The sequence below is a fragment of the Natronobacterium texcoconense genome (genome assembly GCF_900104065.1).
Taxonomy (GTDB): domain Archaea; phylum Halobacteriota; class Halobacteria; order Halobacteriales; family Natrialbaceae; genus Natronobacterium; species Natronobacterium texcoconense.
In genome coordinates this window covers 626,003-648,554 of sequence record NZ_FNLC01000001.1, presented here as the reverse complement: position 1 = coordinate 648,554, position 22,552 = coordinate 626,003, and the positions used below count along the sequence as shown (strand labels likewise).

General features: G+C 65.6%; 14 protein-coding genes. 5 read left to right on the top strand and 9 right to left on the bottom strand.

Going from position 1 to position 22,552, the window contains the following annotated elements; translation table 11 throughout:
• Positions 1-9: 9 nt before the first annotated feature.
• On the bottom strand, positions 10-4,572 hold the full coding sequence (gene gltB / locus BLR35_RS03370; RefSeq protein WP_090377362.1) for a glutamate synthase large subunit: 4,563 nt from the start codon (positions 4,570-4,572) through the stop codon (positions 10-12).
• A gap of 361 nt (positions 4,573-4,933) precedes the next feature.
• On the bottom strand, positions 4,934-6,421 hold the full coding sequence (gene proS, locus BLR35_RS03365) for a proline--tRNA ligase (RefSeq protein WP_090377359.1): 1,488 nt from the start codon (positions 6,419-6,421) through the stop codon (positions 4,934-4,936).
• A gap of 157 nt (positions 6,422-6,578) precedes the next feature.
• On the opposite strand from proS, the gene BLR35_RS03360 reads away from it, so the two are divergent.
• A complete protein-coding gene (locus tag BLR35_RS03360) occupies positions 6,579-7,550 on the top strand; it encodes a quinone oxidoreductase family protein (RefSeq protein ID WP_090377357.1) in 972 nt (323 codons plus the stop codon).
• A gap of 3 nt (positions 7,551-7,553) precedes the next feature.
• On the opposite strand, the gene BLR35_RS03355 is transcribed toward BLR35_RS03360, so the two are convergent.
• The gene (locus BLR35_RS03355) at positions 7,554-8,078 is read right to left on the bottom strand and encodes an 8-oxo-dGTP diphosphatase (protein ID WP_090377354.1); all 525 of its coding nucleotides are present in this window, start codon (positions 8,076-8,078) and stop codon (positions 7,554-7,556) included.
• A 94-nt stretch (positions 8,079-8,172) separates the two neighbouring features.
• On the opposite strand from BLR35_RS03355, the gene BLR35_RS03350 reads away from it, so the two are divergent.
• Both BLR35_RS03350 and BLR35_RS03345 read left to right on the top strand, forming a co-directional pair.
• Positions 8,173-8,595: an EamA family transporter gene (locus BLR35_RS03350; protein ID WP_090377351.1), complete on the top strand. Its 423-nt coding sequence runs from the start codon at positions 8,173-8,175 to the stop codon at positions 8,593-8,595.
• Entirely contained in the window at positions 8,592-9,008 is a 417-nt protein-coding gene (locus BLR35_RS03345) for an EamA family transporter (RefSeq protein ID WP_090377348.1), read from the top strand. The genes BLR35_RS03350 and BLR35_RS03345 overlap by 4 nt, the downstream gene beginning before the upstream one ends.
• Here the strand turns inward: BLR35_RS03345 and BLR35_RS03340 are convergent.
• Genes BLR35_RS03340 through BLR35_RS03330 form a run of 3 tightly spaced genes read right to left on the bottom strand, consistent with a single transcriptional unit; the run spans position 8,995 to position 15,890 of the window.
• On the bottom strand, positions 8,995-12,657 hold the full coding sequence (locus BLR35_RS03340; RefSeq protein WP_090377345.1) for a UvrD-helicase domain-containing protein: 3,663 nt from the start codon (positions 12,655-12,657) through the stop codon (positions 8,995-8,997). The genes BLR35_RS03345 and BLR35_RS03340 overlap by 14 nt on opposite strands.
• Positions 12,650-13,699: a PD-(D/E)XK nuclease family protein gene (locus tag BLR35_RS03335; RefSeq protein WP_090377343.1), complete on the bottom strand. Its 1,050-nt coding sequence runs from the start codon at positions 13,697-13,699 to the stop codon at positions 12,650-12,652. Before BLR35_RS03335 ends, BLR35_RS03340 begins: the two co-directional genes overlap by 8 nt.
• Entirely contained in the window at positions 13,692-15,890 is a 2,199-nt protein-coding gene (locus BLR35_RS03330) for a PD-(D/E)XK nuclease family protein (RefSeq protein ID WP_090379627.1), read from the bottom strand. Before BLR35_RS03330 ends, BLR35_RS03335 begins: the two co-directional genes overlap by 8 nt.
• 129 nt (positions 15,891-16,019) lie before the next feature.
• Here BLR35_RS03330 and BLR35_RS03325 point away from each other — a divergent pair, with 129 nt between their 5' ends.
• Positions 16,020-17,009 carry an NAD-dependent epimerase/dehydratase family protein gene (locus tag BLR35_RS03325; protein ID WP_090377340.1) on the top strand — a complete coding sequence of 330 codons (990 nt, stop codon included), beginning with the start codon at positions 16,020-16,022 and terminating at the stop codon, positions 17,007-17,009.
• A gap of 35 nt (positions 17,010-17,044) precedes the next feature.
• Here BLR35_RS03325 and BLR35_RS03320 read toward each other — a convergent pair whose 3' ends face one another.
• Complete coding sequence (locus BLR35_RS03320; protein ID WP_090377337.1) at positions 17,045-18,229, bottom strand: MFS transporter; 1,185 nt, start codon at positions 18,227-18,229, stop codon at positions 17,045-17,047.
• A 111-nt stretch (positions 18,230-18,340) separates the two neighbouring features.
• Here BLR35_RS03320 and BLR35_RS03315 point away from each other — a divergent pair, with 111 nt between their 5' ends.
• Positions 18,341-19,402 carry an NAD(P)-dependent glycerol-1-phosphate dehydrogenase gene (locus tag BLR35_RS03315; protein WP_090377334.1) on the top strand — a complete coding sequence of 354 codons (1,062 nt, stop codon included), beginning with the start codon at positions 18,341-18,343 and terminating at the stop codon, positions 19,400-19,402.
• Positions 19,403-19,428: 26 nt separating this feature from the next.
• Here BLR35_RS03315 and BLR35_RS03310 read toward each other — a convergent pair whose 3' ends face one another.
• Positions 19,429-20,475, bottom strand: coding sequence for a lysylphosphatidylglycerol synthase transmembrane domain-containing protein (locus tag BLR35_RS03310; protein ID WP_090377331.1), 1,047 nt, complete (start codon positions 20,473-20,475; stop codon positions 19,429-19,431).
• Between the two features lie 97 nt (positions 20,476-20,572).
• Entirely contained in the window at positions 20,573-22,387 is a 1,815-nt protein-coding gene (locus BLR35_RS03305; protein WP_090377328.1) for a S9 family peptidase, read from the bottom strand.
• Between the last annotated feature and the right edge of the window lie 165 nt (positions 22,388-22,552).

Here is a 22,552-nt window from a genome sequence, read left to right as displayed (position 1 = left end):
ATGAAGCGGTCAGTCGTCGCTCGCGGCGTAGCGGGTCGTCTCGGCAGTCACGCCCGCGTCGGGCGTCTCGGGGAGTTCGTTGCGAACGTCGTCGCTTCCCTGCTCGGTGATCGCCTCCTGGTAGGCCTCGGGCATCACCTTCACGAAGCACTCGAGTGCGCGCTCCCAGTTCTCGAGCAGCCGTTCGCCGCGCTCGGAGCTCGTGTAGGCGACGTGGTTCTCGACGAGCCGTCGCAGCATCCGTTCGTCTTTCTCCTCGAGTTCGTCGTGCAGGGAGACCATCCCGGTGTTCGCGCGGTCGGCGAACGTCTCGTCGGGGTCGTAGACGTAGGCGACGCCGCCGCTCATTCCTGCGGCGAAGTTTTTGCCCGTCTCGCCGAGCACGGCGACGACGCCGCCGGTCATGTACTCGCAGCCGTGGTCGCCGACGCCTTCCACGACGGCTTTCGCGCCGGAGTTGCGGACCGCGAACCGCTCGCCGGCGACGCCGTTGACGTACATCTGGCCGTCGGTCGCGCCGTAGAGTGCGACGTTGCCGATGGCGACGTTCTCGGTCGGATCGTAGCTCGCAGTCTCCGGCGTCCGCACCGTGACTTTGCCACCGGAGAGACCCTTGCCGACGTAGTCGTTTGCGCTGCCGTCGAGGTGCATCGAGAGCCCGCTCGCGAGGAAGGCACCGAAGCTCTGTCCGGCAGTGCCCTCGAGGTCGACGGTGACGGTATCCTCGGGGAGGCCGGGCTCACCGTACCGGCTGGTGATTCGGTTCGAGAGCATCGCGCCGACCGCGCGGTCGACGTTCGAGACCGAGGTCTCTACGTCGACCGGTTCCTCGCGTTCGATAGCGTCGCCGGCGGTCTCGAGCAGGTCTCGGTCGAGATGGTCCTCAAGTTCGTGATCCTGCTCGCGGATCTTGTGTCGGACGTCACCCTCGGGGTCGGCGAGGACGGCCGAGAGGTCGACGTTCCGGGCCTTCGGGTGGGCGACGTCGTCGCGTTGCTCGAGGGCGTCGACCTGGCCGATCATCTCGTCGACCGTCCGGAACCCTAGCTCGGCCATGATCTCGCGCAGTTCCTGGGCGATAAAGGTCATGTAGTTGATCACGTGTTCGGGTTCGCCGGGGAACCGTGCGCGCAGGTCGCCACGCTGGGTGGCGACGCCGACGGGACAGGTGTTGTTGTGACACTGCCGGGCCATCACACAGCCAGACGTGACGAGGGAGGCGGTGCCGAAGACGTACTCCTCGGCGCCGAGCAGGGCGGCGACGGCGACGTCGCGACCGGTCTTCATCCCGCCGTCGGCGGAGACGCGGATGCGGTCGCGCAGGCCGGTCGCACGGAGCATCTGGTTGGCCTCTGCGAGGCCGAGTTCCCAGGGGAGACCCGCGCTCTTGATCGACGTGCGTGGCGACGCGCCCGTCCCCCCGGAATGGCCGGAGATGTGGACGACGTCGGCGTTCGCCTTCGCGACGCCGGCCGCGACCGTGCCGATGCCGGCCTCCGAGACGAGTTTGACGTTGATATCCGCGTCCTCGTTCGCCGCTTTGAGATCGAAGATCAGCTGTTTGAGGTCCTCGATCGAGTAGATGTCGTGCAGCGGCGGCGGCGAGATCAGCCCGACGCCCGGCGTCGACTTGCGCACGTGGGCGATCATCTCGTTTACCTTCTCGCCGGGGAGGTGGCCACCTTCACCGGGCTTCGAGCCCTGCGCCATCTTGATCTGGAGTTCGTCGGCCGAGGAGAGGTACGTCGAGGTGACGCCGAACCGTCCCGAAGCGACCTGCTTGACGTTGCACTCCTTCTCGGTGCCGAACCGTTCCGGCGGTTCGCCGCCCTCGCCGGAGTTGCTCTTGCCGCCGATTCGGTTCATCGCAATCGAGTTGTTTTCGTGGGCTTCCGGCGAGAGACTGCCGAGGCTCATCGCCGCCGTCGAGAACCGCTCGACGACGTCCGTGACTGGCTCGACCTCGTCGATCGGGACCGGGTCGCGATCGGAATCGAACTCGAGTAGCCCACGGAGCGTCTGGAGGTTCCGGTTCTGGTCGTTGATCTTCTCGGCGAACTCCTGGTATCGCTCGTAGTCGTTCGCACGGGCGGCCTGCTGGAGCGTCCCGACGGTGTCGGGGTTCCACTGGTGGTGGACGCCATCCGAGCGGTGTTCGAACTCGCCGTGGCGCTCGAGGTCGATCTCGTCTTCGCCGTCGTCGTCTCCGAACGCGGTCTCGTGGCGCTCGAGAAGGTCTTCTTCGATCTCGGCGAGACCGATCCCCTCGGTGCGGTTCTCGGTCCCAGTGAAGTACTCGTCGACGATGCTCGAGTCGAGGCCGACGGCCTCGAAGATCTGGGCACCTTGGTAGCTCTCGACCGTCGAGATGCCCATCTTGGCCATGATCTTCAGGAGGCCATCCTCGACGGCGCCGACGTAGGCGTCGATGGCCGTCGCGGTGTCCGCGCCGTCCGCGCCTGCGGTGAGGTCCCCGATCGTCTCGTAGGCGAGGTAGGGGTTGACCGCACCCGCACCGTAGCCGACGAGCGTCGCGAACTGGTGGACGGTCCGGGGTTCGGCCGACTCGACGACGAGACCGACGTGGTTGCGCAGGCCGTTCCGGACGAGCGCGTGGTGGACGCCGCCGGTCGCGAGCAGGCTCGGGATCGCCACCCGATCCTCGGAGACCTCGCGGTCCGAGAGGATCAGGACGTCGTGGCCGTCCTCGATCGCGGAGACGGCGTCCTCGCGGACACGTTCGATCGCACTCTCGAGGTCAGTGCCGAGGTCGTCGCTCCCGGGTTCGTACGTGATATCGACCGTCGCCGCCGTGATCCCGTTTGCCGAACAGTCGCGGATCGACTCGAGTTCGGCGTCGGTGAGAATCGGCGAGTCGAGGACGAGTTGCCGGGCGTGTTCCGGCGACTCGTCGAGCAGGTTGCGCTGGAACCCGAGTCGGGACTCCATCGAGGTAACCAGTTCCTCGCGGATGTAGTCAAGCGGCGGGTTCGTCACCTGTGCGAACAACTGTCTGAAGTAGGAAAACAGCGGCCGGTTGAACTCGGTCAGGACGGACAGCGGCGTGTCGTCGCCCATCGAGCCGACGGGGTCTTTCCCCTTCTCGAGCATCGGCTCAAGCATGTTCTCGAGTTCGTCGTGCGTGTAGCCGAAGGCAGCCTGGTTCTCTCGCAGGCCGTCGACTTCGTTTCGCGGGGCGTTGTCCCCCGTCGTGCAGATGTCGGTCAGATGGACCTGCTCCTGTTCGACCCACTCGCCGTACCGGTCGTCGGTTAGCTCGTCGAAGACTTCCTCGTCGGGGATGACCCGTCCCTCTTCGGGGTCGGCGAGAAAGAGTTGGCCTGGCTGGAGACGGCCGCGTTCCTCGATGTCCGCCGGATCGGTCTCGAGCGCGCCGGCCTCGCTCGCCACGATCAGCCGATCGTCGGTCGTCACGTCGTACCGGCAGGGTCGGAGCCCGTTGCGGTCCAGAACGGCACCGACGCGTTCGCCGTCGGTCGCCGCGACCAGCGCGGGGCCGTCCCACGGTTCGACCAGCGAGGCGTGGAAGTCGTACCAGTCCTTGCGGTCTTCGTCCATCCGATCGTCGCCGCGCCAGGCTTCGGGGACGAGCATCCGCAGCGCGTGCTCTAAGTCGCGGCCGTCCTGCATCAGGAGTTCGAGCGCGTTGTCGACGCTCGCCGTGTCGGACTGGTCGGGATCGTCGATGATCGGTTTGATCGCCTCGAGATCCTCCAGGACGTCGCTCTCGATATCCGTTTCGCGGGCGCGCATCCAGTTGACGTTGCCCTGAATCGTGTTGAACTCGCCGTTGTGGATGATGTTCCGGTGGGGGTGAGCGAGGTGCCAGGCCCCGAGCGTGTTCGTCGAGAACCGCTCGTGGACCATCACGAAGTTCGACGCGATGCGCTCGTCGGTCAGGTCGGGGTAGTAGGTCGGGACCTGCTCGCCCTTGAGCAGTCCCTTGTAGACGATCGTCTTCGAGTCGAGCGAGCAGACGTAGAATCGCTCTGTTCCGTCGACGTCGGCGTCCTCGACTTCGTTCTCGAGGGCACGCCGTGCGACGTAGAGTCGTCGATCGAAGTCCGTGCCCGAGACGTCGTCTTCGGGTGCGACGACGACCTGCCGGACGTCCGGTTCGGAGTCGACAGCCGTCTTCCCGAGGTCGTCGTTGTTCGTCGGCACGTCGCGCCACTCGAGCACGTCGAGATCGTACTCGGTGAGCGTCGCTTCGAAGAGAGAGACGAGATCCTCGCGTGCGTCGTCGTCCTGCGGAAAGAAGATCGAACCGACCGCGTAGACGTCGGGGAGATCGGTCTCGAGAACGTCAGCGAAGAACTCGTGAGGCGTCTGGAGCATAATTCCTGCGCCGTCTCCCGTATCTTTCTCCGCGCCGGTCGTGCCACGATGCTCGAGGTTGACGAGCAACTCGAGTCCGTCCGCGACGACGTCGTGTCCTCGGTCTCCGCCGAGATCCATGACGACGCCGACGCCGCAGTTCGACCGGGCGTCCCCGGGATCGGCGAGCCCCTGGGCTCGATCGGTGGATGCCGCTCCGTGTGGCTGTGACATACACACCGGTAGCTGGACGTTCTATAAGAGGATGACCCATAATGGCTAAGTGTATTATATATGCATTGAAGGCAATATAAGGTATAATATCCGAACGGTCGGTCGACTCGGCTTTGGAGGACCGGCGTCAAAAGGTGTCAGAGGCACGTAGTGTTCACCCACCGAAGTGAACACCACATGTCCACGTCAACAGCCACTGGTAAGCAATCTTGGGTTAAATGATTAGGTATGAGAGTGATGATCTCCCAGGATTATCGGCCGGTTGCTATCGTGGACAGTTACTCGAAACTACGACTTCCGAGAGGCATGACGGACTCGACGGCGAGGACACGTCGGGAAACCCGTTCAACGGCGGGGATTCTCAGTAGCTCTTCGCGAAGTACGCGAGTTCGTCCGCGGCGTCGCCACAGACCGCACACTCCGCGTCGTCCTCTTCGGGTGCCTTCGGGACGCCGGCGGTCGTTCCGCCCTGCTCCTCGAGTGGCTGCATCACGATTTCGGCCGCGACCTTCTCCTTGATGGCCTCTTCACAGGCCTGATCGCCACACCACGGTACCTTCACGTAGCCACCGTGCTGGCCGATCGTCCCCATGATCTCCTCTGGGCTGTCTGCCGTTCGGACGTTCTCCTCTAAGTTCTCCTCGGCGGCCTCGTAGAGTTTGTCGTAGATCGTCTCGAGGTGTTCGTCGACGGCGTCGACGATCCCGTCGCGGTCCTCGACGGCCTCCTCGTTGTCCGGCCGGTGGACCAGCGTGACCTCCTCGTCCTCGACCTCGTAGGGACCGATCTCAAGACGGAGGGGGACGCCGTTCAGCTCGTGTTCGTTGAACTTGAAGCCGGGGTTGCGCTCGTCGCGGTCGTCGAGTTCGACGCGGAAGCCGGCCTCCTCGAGGTCGTCGGCGATGTTCTCGGAGTACTCGAGGACGTCCTCTTTGGTGTCTTCCTGCCAGATGGGGACGATGACGACCTGGGTGGGAGCGACCGTCGGCGGGAGCACGAGCCCCTGGTCGTCGGAGTGAGTCATGATGAGCGCGCCGAGTGCACGCCAGGACAGCCCCCAGGAGGTAGTGTAGGCCGTTTGCTCCTCCTCGTCTTCGTCGACGTAGGTGATGTCGAACGCCTCGGCGAAGCTCTGACCGAGGTTGTGGCTGGTCGCACCCTGGACGGACTTGCCGTCGGGCATCAGCGCCTCCACCGTGGTCGTGGTGTCCGCGCCGGGGAACTTGTCGTGTTCCGGCTTCTTGCCCCGCAGCACCGGAATTGCGAGCACGTCCTCGTAGACGCGTTCGTACTGGTCGAGTCGGGTCCAGACCTCTTCCCACGCGCCCTCGTCCGTAGCGTGGGCGGTGTGGCCCTCCTGCCACATGAACTCCTTCGTGCGGAAGAACGGCTTCGTCTCGGTCGCCTCCCACCGTACCACGGAACACCACTGATTCAGGCGAAGGGGCAGGTCGCGGTGGCTGCGGGTCCAGTCGGCCATGAAGGGCGCGATGATGGACTCGCTGGTCGGACGGACTGCGAGTCGCTCCTCGAGTTCGTCGTGACCGCCCTGGGTGACCCACGCGACCTCGGGGTCGAACCCTTCGACGATGTCCTTCTCGCGCTCGAGGAAACTCTCTGGGATGAACATCGGGAAGTAGACGTTGTCGACGCCGGTTTCCTTGAACCAGCCGTCGAGCGCATCCTGAATGGATTCCCACAGTGCGTAGCCGCGCGGCTTCGTGACGATGAAGCCGCCCATCGGCGCGTAGTCCGCGATTCCGGCCTTCTGGACCACTTCGGCGTACCACTCGCCGGGTTTGTGCGATTTCGACTCGGTGATACCGAGTTCCTGGCTCTCGTCGCTCATTGGTTCGACAGTCAGGCAGCGCGGTCTTAAATCGTGCGAAGGCCGTCGCTGAACGGAACTCCCGACTCGGCGACTCCCCTGCCTGCGAGCGATAAACGCCCGGCCGACCTTTTCCTGTTCTCACACATTTATACGGACTGGTTACCATTGTAATCCTATGCGAGCTATCGAGGTTACGGAGTACGGCGACAGCGATCGTCTCGAGGTAATCGAGGCCAAGAAACCCGAACCCGACGCGGGCGAAGTCCGAATCGACGTCGAAGCGGCAGGAATCAATTTTGCAGACGTGATGCAGCGTCGCGGTCATTATCCCGGTGGTCCAGACGCACCCTACGTCCCTGGCATGGAAGCTGCGGGAACGATCGACGCGACCGGCGACGGCGTCGGCCTAGACGAAGGCGACCGCGTCGTCGCAATGCTCAACACCGGTGGCTACGCCGAGTACGCTACCGCGAACGCCCAGATGCTGTTCCCCATCCCCGACGGGATGAGCTTCGAGGAAGCCGCCGGCTTCCCCGTCCAGTTCCTCACCGCCCACTCCTGTCTGTTCGAGTGGGGCGAACTCGAGGAAGACGAGACCGTCCTCATCCAGGCCGCTGCAGGAGGGGTCGGGACGGCCGCCGTCCAGCTTGCCTCGAACGCCGGCGCGGAAGTGTTCGGCACCGCGAGCACCGAGGAGAAACTCGAGCTCGCGGCCGACCTGGGCTGTGATCATCCGATCAACTACACCGAGACGGACTTCCGCGAAGTCGTCGACGACGAGACCGACGGCGAAGGCGTCGACCTCGTCTTAGAGAGCGTCGGCGACGACGTCTTCGACCGCAGTCTCGACGCCATGAAACACTTCGGCCGAATGGTCACCTTCGGCGTTGCAAGCGGCGTTCCCGCCTCGGCCGAGAACCAGCGCCTGCTGTTCGAGAACAAGACTGTCAAGGGATTCCACCTCGGGCAGGCCTCCTACCACGATCCGAGCAAGATCATGAAGGCCGTTCCCGAACTCACCGAGGGGCTGACCAGCGGCGACCTCGAGGTCATTCTCGGGAAAGAGTTCGACCTCGAGGACGCGGCCGACGCCCACCAGTATATCGAGGATCGCAAGAGCTCCGGAAAAATCGTCCTGAAGCCCTGACTGCTACTCCTCCGCGGAGTCGAACGCGACGTCCCACTCGAGGTCGTGGCCGGTAAACTCGGCCTCGTCCAGCGGTTCACCGCCCTCGAACGAGAATTCGCCGACGACCGTCTTTCCGTCCAGAACCCCTGGCAGCCACAGCCGATCGTCCTCCCACATCTGGTCGTAGGGGACGTCCTCGACTGCAAACCATTCCGGCCGGGCTTCCTCCGAAGGCGTCGGCTCCCCCGAGAACTCCTCGGTCCGGTAGACGTGACAGACGATGTGGACCTCACCGTCCAGCAGGAACGTGAGTTCGCCGGCCTTCTCGAGGCTCTCGGGATCAATCTCGAGGCCGACCTCCTCGCGAGTCTCGCGGACCGCACACTCGCGGGGCGTCTCGCCGTCCTCGAGTTTGCCGCCGGGACCGTTGTACCAGCCCTCGCCGAGTCCGCGGCGTTTCTCGATCAGGAGGACGTCGACAGTGGTATCGCCGTCGATCGCATCGTCGTGCCCCCGAAGCGGGAAACACAGCGTCGCCTCGATCATACCGAATCGTTCGGTTCGACCGACATAAGCGCACGTATCGGAAGCGAGCGCGAGAGCATCAACGGTTAAGCCGACGTAGTGGCTGTCCCGACGTATGGACTATCTGCTGTGGGTACTGGTTGCACTTCTCGCGTACGCGGTTGTTGCGCCAGTGATGAGCATCGTTACGAGAGAGGTGCCACCTACGCCGGGACTCTTTCTTGCGACGGCGGTCTTTCTCGTCATCGCGACGGGCGTCATGCTGGCCACGGGAACTGCCGATCCCAGCTACGCGTTCACGCGAGAGGCCGTCTACGTCTACGTCGCCGGCGTCTTCCTCACGGTCGGCATCCTCTCCTACACCGCCGCTCTCGAGGCGGGACCGGTAAGCATCGTCGTCCCCATCTTCGGGATGTTCATCGTCGGGAGTTCGGTGCTCGGCATCCTCTTTCTCGACGAATCGCTGACCGCGACGCGGGCAGCAGGCATCGGCTGTGCAGTGCTCGCAATCTGGTTCAGCACGGGTGATGGTGAATGAGACGCTACCTCGTGTTCGCGCTCGTGGCGTTCGCCGCGTACAGCCTCGTCGCACCACTGCTGAAGGTCGCGATGGAGACGATCCCCAGTACGACGGCCGTCTTCATCTCGAACTCGATCATGTTCGTCCTGCTGGGTGCAATTCTGGTCTATCGGGGCACTTCCCCGACGACGTACCTCTCGCATCCGAAAACGCGGTACATTCTTGCCTGGGGAATTCTGCTCGCCATCGGCATCCTGGCGTACTACCGCGCGCTCGAGCTCGGCCCCGTCAGCGTCGTCGTCCCGATCTACGGCCTCTTTATCGCCGTCAGTTCCGTCATCGGGATCGTCGCGTTCGACGAAAACGTGACGGCTCGAAAGGGATTGAGCATCTTCTTCGCCGTGCTCGCGGTCGTCCTCATGTCTCTCTGACCGGCTTCCGCTCCTTTTCGAACTCGTCCGGCCCACAGCCAAGCGACCGATGCGGACAGTACCGACAGTGATCGCCCGGCGTCGTCTCGAGGTAGCCCGGATCGTCGACGGCCGCGAGCGTCTCGAGCACCGACGACCACTCCGGCAGTTCGTCGGAGTCGGGAGCGAACAGGTCGACCCGCGGACTCGAGTCGACCTCGCCAACGTAGACGTAGCCGACGGCGGACACGGGCTCGTCGAACCGTTGTTCGCAGGCGCGGGCGTACAGCACGAGTTGGATGGCATCGGACGGCTCGACACGCTCGGCGGTCGCCTTGTAGTCGAGTACGACGAGTTCGCCGTCGGGCGTCCGACGAACCGAGTCGACGTAGCCGATCACGTTTCCAGTGACGCCGTCAGCATCCTCGAGCGAGAACGGCAGTTCGGCCGCGAGTTGGTCCCAGTCGACGACTGGACGAGCGAAACCGTCCGCTGTGGCCTCGAAGTAGCGATCGACGCAGGCCAGTACGTCCTCGCGGTGGTCGGTCAGCCCTCGAGCGGTCAGCTGCCGGGTCGCCGCCTCGCGCCACTCCTCGAGGCTCTCGTACTCGCGGTAGAACGCCTCTTCTGCGACGTCGTGGAAGACGGTACCGACGGTCCGCGAGCCGCTGTCGCCGGCCGACGCCTCGCCTCGAGCGTCCGGATCGTCGATCGCCCGGACGACGTGATCGAGGTAGTGCTTTCGCCGACACGTGTCGTGAGTCTCCATCGCGGTGTAGCTGTGAGCGATCGCGACCGGAAGTTCGGTCGCGTCCGAGAGCGTCTCGACCGGGAACCGGACGGTATCGTCGGTCAGCGTCGACAACCGTCGGTCGCCCGGAATCCGAAGGCCCTCCCCGCGTCCATTGGCGTGGCTCGCTGCGTCGGCCGCGGGCAACAGGGCGTCGTCGCGCAGTAATCGACCTAACTGGTGGACCGTCTCGATGGCCTCCCGCGTTCGCAGCGGTTCGACCTGCCGGTCCTCGTAGTCGGCGTAGTAGGTGATCGATCCGGGCGTTACGCCGCTCGAGCGAGCCAGTTCCGTCGTTCGGTCGGCGACGGTCTCTGGGTAGGTTTCCCGTACGGTCTCGAAGCTCTCGGTCAACCTCGTCCAGAGGTCCATCCGTCGGCCAGCCGTCGACCACTCGATCGCGTCGGCGAGGCAGGCGTCAGCGGTCTCGACGCCCAGCTGTGCGTCCTCGCCCTCGTAGTCGTACTCGGCACCGAACAGGAAGAGGTGGTTCTCCGCGCGGGTGAGCGCGACGTGGAGCACGCGCCACTCCTCGCCGACTGTCTCGGCCGCGAGGTCGGAACGCAGCGGCGAGTCGACGTCGTCGGAAAGCAACGCCGCGAGCAGTCGTTCGCGGCTCCGCTGGGCGTAGTCCGCCTCGACGCACCACTCCTCGTCCGAGAGGAAGGGAACGAGGACGGTGTCGAACTCCAGCCCTTTCGCCTGATGGACCGTCATCACGTCCACACAGTCGCTCGAGTGCGTGCCACGCGTTCGCTCGCTTTCGCTGCCCTCGAGAGTGTTCTCCAGAGCGTCCAGAAAGTCCACGGAGAGTGTTCGAAGCACCGAGTCGGCGTCGTAGGCGTCGACGAACCGCTCGATCCGTTCGAACTCCGTGCGCTCGTCGTTCGTGAGGAACCACTCGAGTCGCGTCACCTCGCGGAACCGCCGGAGGAATCCCGAGAGCGGGTAGATTCGCCGGTACTCCCGGAGCGTCTCGAGGTGATCGCGGGCGCGCTCGAGGCGATCCGAGCGGTCCAGTCTGTCGCTTTCGACGTCGAAGACGGCGTCCAGCAGCCGTCCGTCCTGTTGCTGTAGCACCCGAAGATCCGACTCCGGGAGACGATACCGATAGAAGAGGACGCGCCGGAGGTGGGCGTCGGCATCGGGATCGACGAGGATCCGGAGGTACGACAGCACCGTCCGGATGCCGGGCGAGACGTCGCCGCCGGGCGAACCGGACACCTCGTGGGGAATCCGGCGACTCTGGAGTGCCTCCGCGACGGCCTGGGCGTGACGGTTCGTCCTGACGACGATCGCGACGTCCTCGAGTCGCCGTCGCGGAACGTTCGCGGCCTCGCCGTTGAGCAGCCGGGAGACGGTCGTCCCAACCTGTTCGGCCATCGGTCGGTCGATCTCGGCGCTCTCGATCTTGACGACGTGATCCGGCGGCGACTCGAGCCCCGTTTCGCCGTCGGCACGCTCGTAGTCGTCGTAGTCACCGTACTCGCCCGGCGTCCGGTCCGCTTCCCGGAGCGTCTTCGAGGACTGTGGGCCGTACTCACAGCGATTCGTCAGGTCGAGAATTTCCTGGCGCGACCGGAAGTTGAGCCCGAGTTCGACCGCGTCGTGATCGTCGTAGACGGACTCGAGTCGGTCCAGTCCCCTGCGATCCGTCCCGCGCCAGCCGTAGATCGCCTGATCCTTGTCGCCGATCGCGAACAGCGACGGCCGGTCGGGGCCGTCGGTCAGTTCCGTGAGCAGGGCAAACTGCGTCTCGTCGGTGTCCTGGAACTCGTCGCAGTAGACCTGCTCCCACCGGTCGGTGATCTCGGGGGCGATCGCCTCGTCTTCGAGTAGCCGTGTCGCCTTCCGCACGAGTTCGTCGAAGTCCAGCGCCCCCTGGTTCTCGAGGGCGTCGTGGTAATCCGCGTAGACGTCGGCGTAGTGGCGCGCGAGCCGGAGGAACTCGACGTAGTGTTTCAGGCGGCCGAAGGGACTCTGTTCGATCCGATCGGTCGCCTCGCGCCGAATTTGGTTGCAGAACAACGCCCGCGGGAGCTGTTTCGTCTCACGCTGATCGAGCGTGAGCGTCTCGATCGTCCCCGTCACGCAGTCCTGGAGAACCCCGAGGTAGCGGTCGACGTCCCGGACGACCTCGCCGTCGCCGAAGGCCGACGAGTCCGCTATCTTCTCACGACAGTACTGGATCAGTTTCCCGTAGTCGACCAGCGACTCCGTCGCGGTCCCGAGGTGGTCCTCGGTGTTGAAGTACCGGAGCGCCTCGGCGTCGAACGAAAGCTCCTCGTTCGCTCGACGGTCGAGCCAGAGGACGAACTCGGTGAGTAGCTCGAGGGTGCGGACGTCCGGCAGGGCGTCCTGTAGTTCGCCGGGAGAGACGTCCTCCTGGCTCATCTCCTGAATGAAGCCGTCGACCGCGCCGGTGAGTTCGGCCGGCGAGCCGTCGCCGGTGGCCGCGGCGAAGCCGTAGTCGTTCTCGGCGAGCAATCTAGCGACGATTCGGCGGCGCTTCCGGTCGGTGACGACGTCGAACTCCGGCGAATAGCCGAGGTAGTAGGCGTACTCCCGGACTAGCCGGTGACAGAACGAGTGATAGGTGTAGACGTCGATCGACGCCGCGATTTCGGGATCGAGCCGGTCGGCGACCGCGTCGCGGATGCTGCCGGCAGCCTCGTTCGCGAACGTCAGGACGAGCACGTCGTCGGGGTCGACCCCGCCGCTCTCGATGGCGTGCTCGATCCGCATGAGCATCGTCGTGGTCTTGCCGGTTCCGGCACCCGCGTCGACGGAGGTACAGGCGGCCGTGCTCTCGATGACCGCGTCCTGGTTTCCGCGGGGCTCGAGCGCGTCGTTCGCCGACTCGCGTTCGGGCTCACCCATCGAACGTCACCTCCGTGCCGACGTACTCGCCACAGCAGACCCGGTACTCGCAGTCGGGACAGACGTCGTCGACGACGTCGTCCCACTGCTCGCCCGGATCGAAGCCGTTCGACTCGATCCGGTCGACGACCGACTCGAGTCGCCCGTCGACGGTCCGGTTGCGGTGTTCGTGAGTCATCCCGAACGTGTGGTGGTCGACGTAGACGTCGGTGAGATCTGCGACCTCGAGGTCCGTCTCGACGGTTTCTCGCACCCAGTTGACCGACGTCTCCGAGCGGTCGGCGAGCGGAATCCAGACGTACCGGCAGGTTCGGTCGGACAGGCCGAGTCGGTCGGCGTAGCTCCGGAGGCCGTCGAGGGCGACGGCGGTCTCGAGCAACGTTCCTGCTGGATCGGGGTCGAACGCGTCGGCCTCGGGGTCGAAGTGATCGATAAACTGGTCCTCGACGTCCTCCCACTCGGATCGGTATCGGAGATAGCCCATCGGCCAGAGCGTGGGGACGAACCGGACGCCGACGAGCGACGAGCCGTCGCCGTAGACGTAGTCGACGCTTGCCTCGAGGGTCACCGATTCGGTTTCGACGTCTTCGTCCACCGTGTCGTCGGAGTCGACGACCGAGACCGTACTCGAGAGTTCGATTTCCGGCCCGACGAGTGGTTCAGCGTTCCCGTCGACGTCTCGTCGCAGTTGCTCGATTCCGGTCGCGTGTTCGACGCCCGCACGTTCGAGGTACGCCCGGAGCGTCGCCTCGAGAACGCGCCGTTCGTGGCGTCGCTGGACCTGCGAGTGAAACGGTTCGTCGTGGTCGTTCCACAGCGCCGTCAACCGCCGTTTTGCGACCGTCTCGAGTGTCTCCCGGTCAGTTTCGCCGGTCTCGAGGGCGGCACAGATCGCCGTTCGAAGCAGGGAGACGCGGTCGTCGGTCGCGTCGTCCTCGCCGGTCCCCTCGAGGTCGTGGACGTGCGCGAACTCGTACTGGCGGGGACAGTGGAGGTAGGACCGAAGGGCTTCGACCGACAGAGCGTCGGACCCGTCAGTCATTCCGCATCACCTCGCCCGCCGCGAACTCGAACTGCGAACGCACCGCTTCGGCGAGTTCGTCGTCGACGTCTCCGTCCGACAGGACGACGGCAATCTCCTCGAACAGTTCTTCTGTGTCCGCGAGGTCGGCTTCGCCGCCCGTACTCGCCTCCCGGAGGACCCGCTCGAGTTCGCCGTGTGGCTGGTCGAGGACGGCCTCGAGTGCGTTCGTCTCGCCGTGGATCGCTGCCTCGTCGCGGGTGTCGGCGTCCTCGAGGGCGAGTCCGGGCGTCGATGCGATTAGCTGGAGGTAGCGGGATTCGTCGTAGGTGCGGCGCAGTCCGCCGGAACCTCGCTCGTAGGAACAGCAGTAGAGGCGACTCCGTGCGGCGCGGGCACCGAGCGCGAGCCGTCGCCGCGACCGCTGGGCGTGATAGGTCTCGAAGGCGTCGCCGACTTCCTCCGGGCTGTCGACCGTCGCGAACGTCTCCGCGACCGTCTCGGGCGAGGGATCCGTGACGGCCGGATACGACGGCATCTCGCGGAGCCACGCGTCGGGGAACAGTTGCGTGAGAAACTGCTCGCCGGGATACGCGTCGTCGATCAGGTCCAGCAGGAAGACGACCTCGTAGGCGTCGTACTTGAGGCCGTCGACGGCACAGACCGTGACGCCGCCGGTCGGCGGCTGGGTCTCGACGGCGTGGACGTACGGCGCGTCGTACCGGATCGTCCGCTCTAACATCCGTCGAAGTCCCTGCCAGTCCGGGCCGACGAGGTCCGTCTCCTCGACGAAGTCGGCGATCTCGAGGACGCGACGGACGCCCTCGTACTGCTCGCGGGCGTCGACCCAGTCCTCGTCGGCCGCGATGCGGCCTTTCAGGTTCGTCCGCAGAATCCACTCTCGGAGCCCGCGGACGACACTCGAGTCGTCACACGCTGCGAGCAGATCGGGCGAAAAATCCTCGACGCGGGCGCGGAGGCGCTCGAGGGCGTCTTCGCGCGCGAATTCGTCCTCAGCGGCGTCCGCTGTCGACGTCCGATCCCGCTCGCACTGGAGCGCGACGAACGCGTAGAGTTCGTTGACCGCCGGATCCTCCGCGAGCGACGGGGTTCCGATGGTCGCCGTCGGCACGCCCGCCTCGCGGAGCCGTCGTCGGGTGTCCGGAACCCGTTCGATCGAGGGGACGGCGACGGCGAACTCGTCGTACGTCCAGTCGTCTCGCCCGGACAGCGACTGGATTTCGGTGGCGACCGCCCGAACCTGCTCACGTGCGGTCCGGGAACGGATGCGGTGGGCTCGTCCTGTGTGGTTCTCGCTTTCCGCACTCGAGTCGCCGCCGGTCTTCGGCGGATCCCCAGTCGCGAGAAATCGGACGATATCGCGGTGTGGCGGGCCGGTCCTCGAGTCGGCGTCCCCGTCGAGTAGTTCGACCTCGAGTCCGTCGCCGACGACGTCCTCGATTCGGCCGGGTTCGACGCGGGTTCGCTCGACGCTGGCGTGGCGCTCCCCGAGACAGACCAGCCGTGCGTCGGCCGAGAGTGCGCCGAGGTAGCGTCTGTCGAGGGCCCGGTACTCCTCGAACTCGAGGGCGAGCACGGCGTCGAACGATTCGGTCACTCGCGTTCGAAGCCCGTCGGCGTCGTCCTCGAGCAAGTCGACGGCTCGCGGGATCACGTCGGCTCGCTCGACGTAGCCGCGGGACTCGATTTCTTCGTGGAACCGGTCGTTCATCGCGTAGAGGAACTCGAGGCAGTCGTGGACGTCCGTTCCGTCCTCGAGTCGGCGACGCTGGCGGGTCGCCTCGAGCAGCAGTCGTCCCACGTCGCGGGCGAAGCTCTCGTGGCGGGCCGCCCGCTCGAGGTAGTCGGGGACGTCACGGCTCGCGCCGTCGATCACGAGCGAGATGAGTTCGATACGTTCTTCGTACTCGAGGCGATCCAGCGTCGGATCGTACTCCTCGATAACTTTCGAGGCGTGTTCGGGGACCGACTCGATCCGGGGAGAGCGCGGCGTGCCGTTCGTCGAGTCGACGGCGGCCAGTCGCTCGCGGACCGACTCGAGGCCGGCCGGGTGACGTTTCAGGACCAGCACGTTTCGGGGACCGTACTCGTCCGCGAGGGCGGCGTACTCGCGGGCGACGTCCTCGAGGGGGTCGAACGCGGGACGTTCTCGAAGTTTACAGCTACCCTCGAGGGGGACTGTCGGCGACATCGATTGGTACGTCACCGTGTAGGACCGAGTTGGTACATAAAGGTACGGCGGTCGATCGACGCGAGTAGTGGCCGGCGCGAGCGCGACGCGGTTCGTCATCGTTTTCCTGTGATGCGACGACCGTCGACCATGGACGACGCACTCGTTATCGGAGGGACGCGATTCATCGGTCGCCACCTCGTGACGGAACTGCTCGCAAACGACTACGACGTGACGATTTTCAACCGGGGTAACCACGACAACCCCTTCGCCGACGAGGACCGCGTCGAACACGTCCAGGGCGACCGGACTGACGACGACGCGCTCGAGGCGGCCGCGGACGCGGTCGACCCTGACGCCGTCTTCGACTGCGTGGCCTACTACCCGGAAGACGTCCGGAGGGCGACCCGGATTTTCGACGACTGCGAGGCGTACGTCTACATCTCGAGCGGATCGTCCTACGGCCGCGAGGAGATTCCCAAGCGCGAGGACGAGACGCCGCTGGAGCCGTGTACCGAGGAGCAGGCGACCGACGACTCCCACGACACGTACGGCAACCGGAAAGCCGAGGGCGACCGCGCGGTCTTCGAGGCCGCCGAGAACGGCGTCAACGCGATGGCGGTCCGCCCGCCGATCGTCTACGGCCCCCACGACTACACCGAGCGACTCGATTTCTGGATCGACCGCGTGAACCGGTTCGACCGGGTCGTCGTCCCCGGCGACGGAACGAACGTCTGGCACCGCGTCTACGTCGAGGACGTCGCCAGCACCCTGCGAGTCGTCGCCGAACGCGGCGAACCCGGCGAGGCGTACAACACGGGCGACCGGCGCATCGTCACGCTGGACGAGATGGTCGAACTGATCGCCGACCAGCTAGAGACCGACGTCGAAATCGTCCACGCCGGTCCGCGCGAACTCGAGGCCGGCGACATCGACCTCGAGGACTACCCCCTCTACCGCGACTATCCACACGTCCTCTCGACGGCGAAACTCGCAGACCTGGGCTGGGAGTCGACGCCGCTCGAGGAAGCGATGGGTCGAGCGGTCGAGGACCACCTCGAGAGCGACCGTGATGGGCGCGAGAACGGGCCGGACAGGGAAGCGGAGGAACGCGTGCTCGGTATTCTCGACACGTTCTAGTTCGTCTCTCGCCGAGCGATCCGACACGCTCTAAGTTAGCCCCGGCGAGCGATCGCGATACCAGCGACGGCGGCGACGAGGTTCAGGGCGCCGACGACCGCGAACGCGAGTCCGTAATCGCCCGTCACGTCGCGTATCCAGCCCGTAACTGCGGGGAGAACCAGCGCAGCCACGTTTCCGATCGCGACGACGAACGCCACGGCAGTGGCGTCGCGACTCGTCGCCGCTGCCGTCGTCTTGAAGATCGCTCCGAAGGGTAACGATACCGAAGCGAGCGCGATCAGCGAGAGCACGACGAGGATCGCCGTCTGCCCAGACCCGGTGCCGGCGAGCAACCCGAACAGACAGACCGTCCCGACGGCAGCAGCGCCAGCGATCACCCGGCCGTCGTGGATGTCCGGCCGGAGAACTGCGATACCGCCACCGACGCGGCCGAACGAGGCGACGAACAGCGCGAACGCGCTCATCGGCCCGACGATACCGAGATCCGCGAAGTACGCCGGAACGAACGTCGAGAGCGTGACGTACGCCCCCAGCGTGGCGACGTTACACGCCGCCGCCAACAGCACGATCGGAGAGCGGACGACCTCGAGGCGACTCGGGAGTTCCGCGGCGTCGCCGTCGGTCGCTACCTGCTGTCCGTCGGCGGTCCTCGGAGTCGTCAGGTCCGCTCGAGAACGCGCCGCCCAGAGCGCGACGATCGCCGGAATCGAGACGAGCGCGCCGACGGCGTGGACGCCGAACCAGCCCGTCTGGGCGACGACGACTGGCGTCACGAGGAAAGCGACGGCCCCGCCGCCGGTGAACATCGCGCCGTTTAATCCCTGCTGCCAGGTCGCGGTCGGTCCCTCGTACACTCTCGAGAGGTGGGTCGCACAGACGGTCACCGCGAGGCCGCCGGCGAGTCCCCAGACGGTCCGGAGCGCGAGCAATACTGCGAACGAGGTGGTCAGGTCCATGACCAGAGCGAGTCCGGCGTTGGCGACCACGACCGCGAGCAAGACGCCGACGGTCGGCCGGTCGTCGACGAGTCGGCCGCCGACCGCCTGGACGACGACGAACGACGCGAGCGCGCCGCTCATCAGGAGTCCGACGGCGGTGAAGCCGACGCCGAACGTCTCGACGACGACTCCCGGAACGGAGGCGTAGGAGAACAGGACGTAGCCGACGCTCGCCGCCGCGAGGTGTGGACCGTACCGAATGCCGACGTCACGTCTCACTGTACTGGTCGGTCGAAGGAATTCGGGCCCCAAGTATGCCACTATCCCGGCGACGGTGTCCGCGGACGTGCGACGAGAACGATTTTATGCCCCCCACACCGTTGACAGCATATGTTCCAGAAGTCGAAGTGGATTCGACTCCCACGAAACGTCGCCGTCGGCCACGGCGTCCTCGACGAGGTCGTCGACGTCGTCGACGATCTTCACCTGCAGGGACGACCGCTGTTCGTCACCAGTCCCACGCCGCGCGAGGTCGCCGCGGATCCGATCGCCGAAGACTTCGAAGCTGCAGGGATCGATCCCGCCGTCGTCACGATCGAATCCGCGACCTTCGACTCCGTCGAGAAGGTGATCGAGGTCGCCGAGGCCGAGGAGGTTTCCTACCTCGTCGGCATCGGCGGCGGCAAGGCGATCGACATCGCGAAGATGGCGAGCCACCACCTCTCGATGGGCTTTCTCTCGATCCCGACGGCCGCCAGTCACGACGGGATCGTCAGTAATCGCGGCTCGGTTCCCGACGGCGACACCCGCCATAGCGTCGCGGCAGAGCCGCCGCTGGCCGTCGTCGCCGATACTACCGTACTCGCGGAGGCACCCTGGGAACTGACGACCGCCGGCTGTGCGGACATCATCTCGAACTACACCGCCGTCATGGACTGGCGGCTCGCGAAACGGCTCAAGAACGTCGAGTACTCCGAATACGCCGCCGCACTCTCGGAGATGACCGCCGAAATTCTGGTCGACAACGCCGACCTCATCCGCCCCGGACTCGAGGAGTCGTCCTGGGTCGTCACCAAGGCGCTGATGTCTTCCGGCGTCGCGATGAGCATCGCCGGCTCCTCACGACCCGCCAGTGGTGCGGAACACCTCTTCTCCCACCAGCTCGATCGACTGGAACCGAACGCGGCGCTGCACGGCCATCAGGTCGGCGTCGGCTCGATCATGACCGCGTACCTCCACGGCGGGGAAAAAGGGTTCTGGACGGACATCCGTGACGCCCTCGACAGTATCGACGCACCGACGACCGCCACGGAACTGGGCATCGACGACGAAACGGTCCTCGAGGCGCTGACGTCCTGCCACGAGATCCGCGACCGCTACACGATTCTCGGCGACGGGATGAACGAGGAGGCCGCTCGAGACGTCGCGACGAAGACCGGCGTCATCTCCTGATACGATTTTCTCTCGCTCTCCGTCCGTTAACGACGAAACCGACGGGTTCCGAGTGCCGAGACCGCGACGGCGACGCAGCCGCCGATCGCGAGGTGTGTCCAGTAGGTCGTCAACCGGTAGAGGATCGCTGCGGCGGTTGCGACGCCGGCAGAGACGCCCGCGGTCGCGACGAGCAGGCTCGCCAGCACGACCTCGATACCGCCGCTGCCACCTGGTAACGGCACGACGCCGCCGAACGACGCAAGCGGCGCACAGATCAGCACGAGCGCAAGCGGCGCACAGATCAGCACGAGCGCCAGCGGCGCGTCGACGCCGAGCGCGAGCAACGCGAAGTACAGCGGCAACGCGTTGAACACCCAGCTCACGACTGCGATCCCAAACGCCACGGCGAGCGTCCGGCGGGACGCCTGGATCGCCTCGAGCGTCCGGAAGAAGCCGTCGATTCGATCGATAAGAAACCCTCGTTGCCGGGACAACCGCGAGTACGGTACCTTTCGAACGACAGTCTCGCATCGCGTCGCGAACTCGAGGGAGATCCGTCGCGCGAGTCCTCGGTTAGCCACGACGAGAACACCAGCGGCGACGAGTCCGCCGCCACCGACGACGGCAACCGCGGCCGAGACCGCGTCGAGCGACCCGCCGGCAACGACGAATCCTGCGACGCCGAGTCCGGCGACGACGAGACTTCCGAGGACGTTGAACCCCTCGCCGGCCGCGACGACCGCGAGGTTGTCCTCGAAGTCGGAGTCCGATCCGGAAGCGAGCAGATACGCCATCACGGGCGTCCCCGTCGATCGGCCCCACGGGAGGGCGCTCCGGGCGAAGTAGCCGGAGAGGTAGGCCGTCACGAACGCGGTGCCGCGGGCACCACCCGCGACTGGCTCGAGCAGCCGTCGGACCAACGCGGCTCGAAGCGCGAGCATTCCGAGGCCGGCGACGACGGCGGCGGCGAGCGCGGCGGGGTGGGCAGCCCGCACGTTCGCTACGACTTCGTTCCATCCGACGCCGTAGACGAGAAGCGAAATGGCGACGATCGCCGCTGCGAGCCCGCCGATCGCCCGTCGCCAACGCATGGACGCGCCTTAGACGTACGGGTGGGTTAACACCAGTGAACCGGAAACGATGGCCGGTTGTTGGGACAGGAATGCGGACGAATAGTGCGGGACGTGATCAGACGTGTTCGTCCAGGAAGTCCGCAATCTCGGTGTAGGCCTCGATGCGATTCTCGAGTTTCGAGAAGCCGTGGCCCTCATCGTCGAAGATCAGCTTTCGGACCGGAACGCCCTGTGCTTCGGCTTGATCAGCGATCTGTTCGGCCTCGCCGACCGGGACACGGGGGTCGTTCTCGCCGTGGAGGACGAAAAGCGGCGCGTCGATATTCTCGACGTTGTTCGTCGGCGAGATCTCCTCCAGGAACTCGCGGTCCTCCTCGAGGCTTCCGTACTCCGCTTCGCGGAGTTCGCGTCGCCAGTCGCCCGTGTTCTCGAGGAAGGTGACGAAGTTTGCGATGCCGACGACGTCGATGCCGGCCGCCCAGAGGTCGGGGTACTCGGTGAGCGCGGCGAGCACCATGAATCCGCCGTAGGAACCTCCTTTGGCGGCGATCCGGTCGGGATCGATTGCGGGATGATCCTGGAGCCACTCGACGCAGGCCTCGATATCGGCGACCGAGTCCATGCGTTTCTCGACGTCGTCGAGAGCGGCGTAGTCGGCGCCGTAGCCCGCGGAGCCGCGGACGTTCGGTTCGAAGTAGGCGTACCCCCGGTCGAGGAAGTACTGCTTGACGCTCGAGAACGACGGCCGGCGCTGGCTTTCGGGGCCGCCGTGGATGTCGACGATGACCGGCGTGTTCCCCTCCTCGTGATCGTCGGGCAGGGTGAGGAAGCCGGGTACCTCCAACCCATCGAAGCTCTTGACGTGGACGAGATCGGACTCGTCGAACGTCTCCTGTGGGATCCCCGCAGTCGGGGCTCTCGTCCACTGTTCGGCCGCACCGGACTCGACGTCGACCACGAAGACGTTCGTGTTCACGGCGTCGCCGGTCGTCGACAGCGCGAATCGTTCCGCGTCGGGATCGAAACTCACGCCGCCGGCGACGCCGCCCGGCAGGTCGGGTTCGGGGAACGTCTCGAACACGGTCGGTTCGTCCTCGTCGAACTCGCCGACGGTCAGTTCGGTGTACCCCTCGACGTTTCGCGAGTAGACGAACCGGCCGGTCTCGTCGTCCAGTGCGATGCCGTCGACGTTCCACCCCTCGCCGCGAGTGACCGTCTCGAGGTCTCCCGTTTCCAGGTCGAGATACGCCAGATACAGCGTGTCCGCGTCGCCCTCGTCGGTGACGAGGTAGATCCCCTCACCGTCGGGGGCCCAGCTTGCACTGCCGTAGCGGACGTCACCGTCGTGAGGCGTGAGATGCTCGAGTTCTTCGGTCTCGAGGTCGAGCACGTACAGGTCCTGATCGAAGTTCGAGTAGGCCTGCGAGACGAGCAGCCGGGAGTCGTCGGGGCTCCAGCCGGCGAGTGAGAGCCAGCCGTCGCCCTCGTAGACGAGTTTGGCCTCGTCTCCGGTTGCGTCGCGATCCTGCACGTAGATGTCGAAGACCGACTCGTCGCGACGGTTCGAGGCGAAGGCGAACCGGTCGCCGTCGTGACTCCAGCCGCCCCAGCGGTGTTTGGCGTCGGGCATCGCCGTCAGATTCTCGATCTCGCCGGTCTCGGCGTCAAGCCGGTAGAGCTGAGCGCGCTCGTTACCGCCCTCGTCCATCCCGAAGATCAGTTCGGGGCGTTCGGGCGACCAGGAGGCGAAGGTCACTCGTTCGTCGTAGAAGGTTCGCTGCTCGGGCCACTCCTGTGGGTCCGTGAACGTCCAGACCTGAGACGTCCCGGTGGTATCCATCAGGAAGGAGAGTCGCTCACCGTCGGGGCCGAACGACGCACCGTAGGCGCTTCGAATGTTGAGATAGCGTTCGATCTCGTACCGACTCATATCCGGAGCGTTGCGACTCGAGATGGTAGGCGTTTGGGTTCCGGTTTGCACGGCCGCTTCGACGGTCGACCAGCCGCCTCCTGACGGCTTCCGTGGACTGTATCGCGATCCTCACTCGGCTAACGTCCACTTACACGGGGTCGTACCGCGTGTACACCCTCTTTG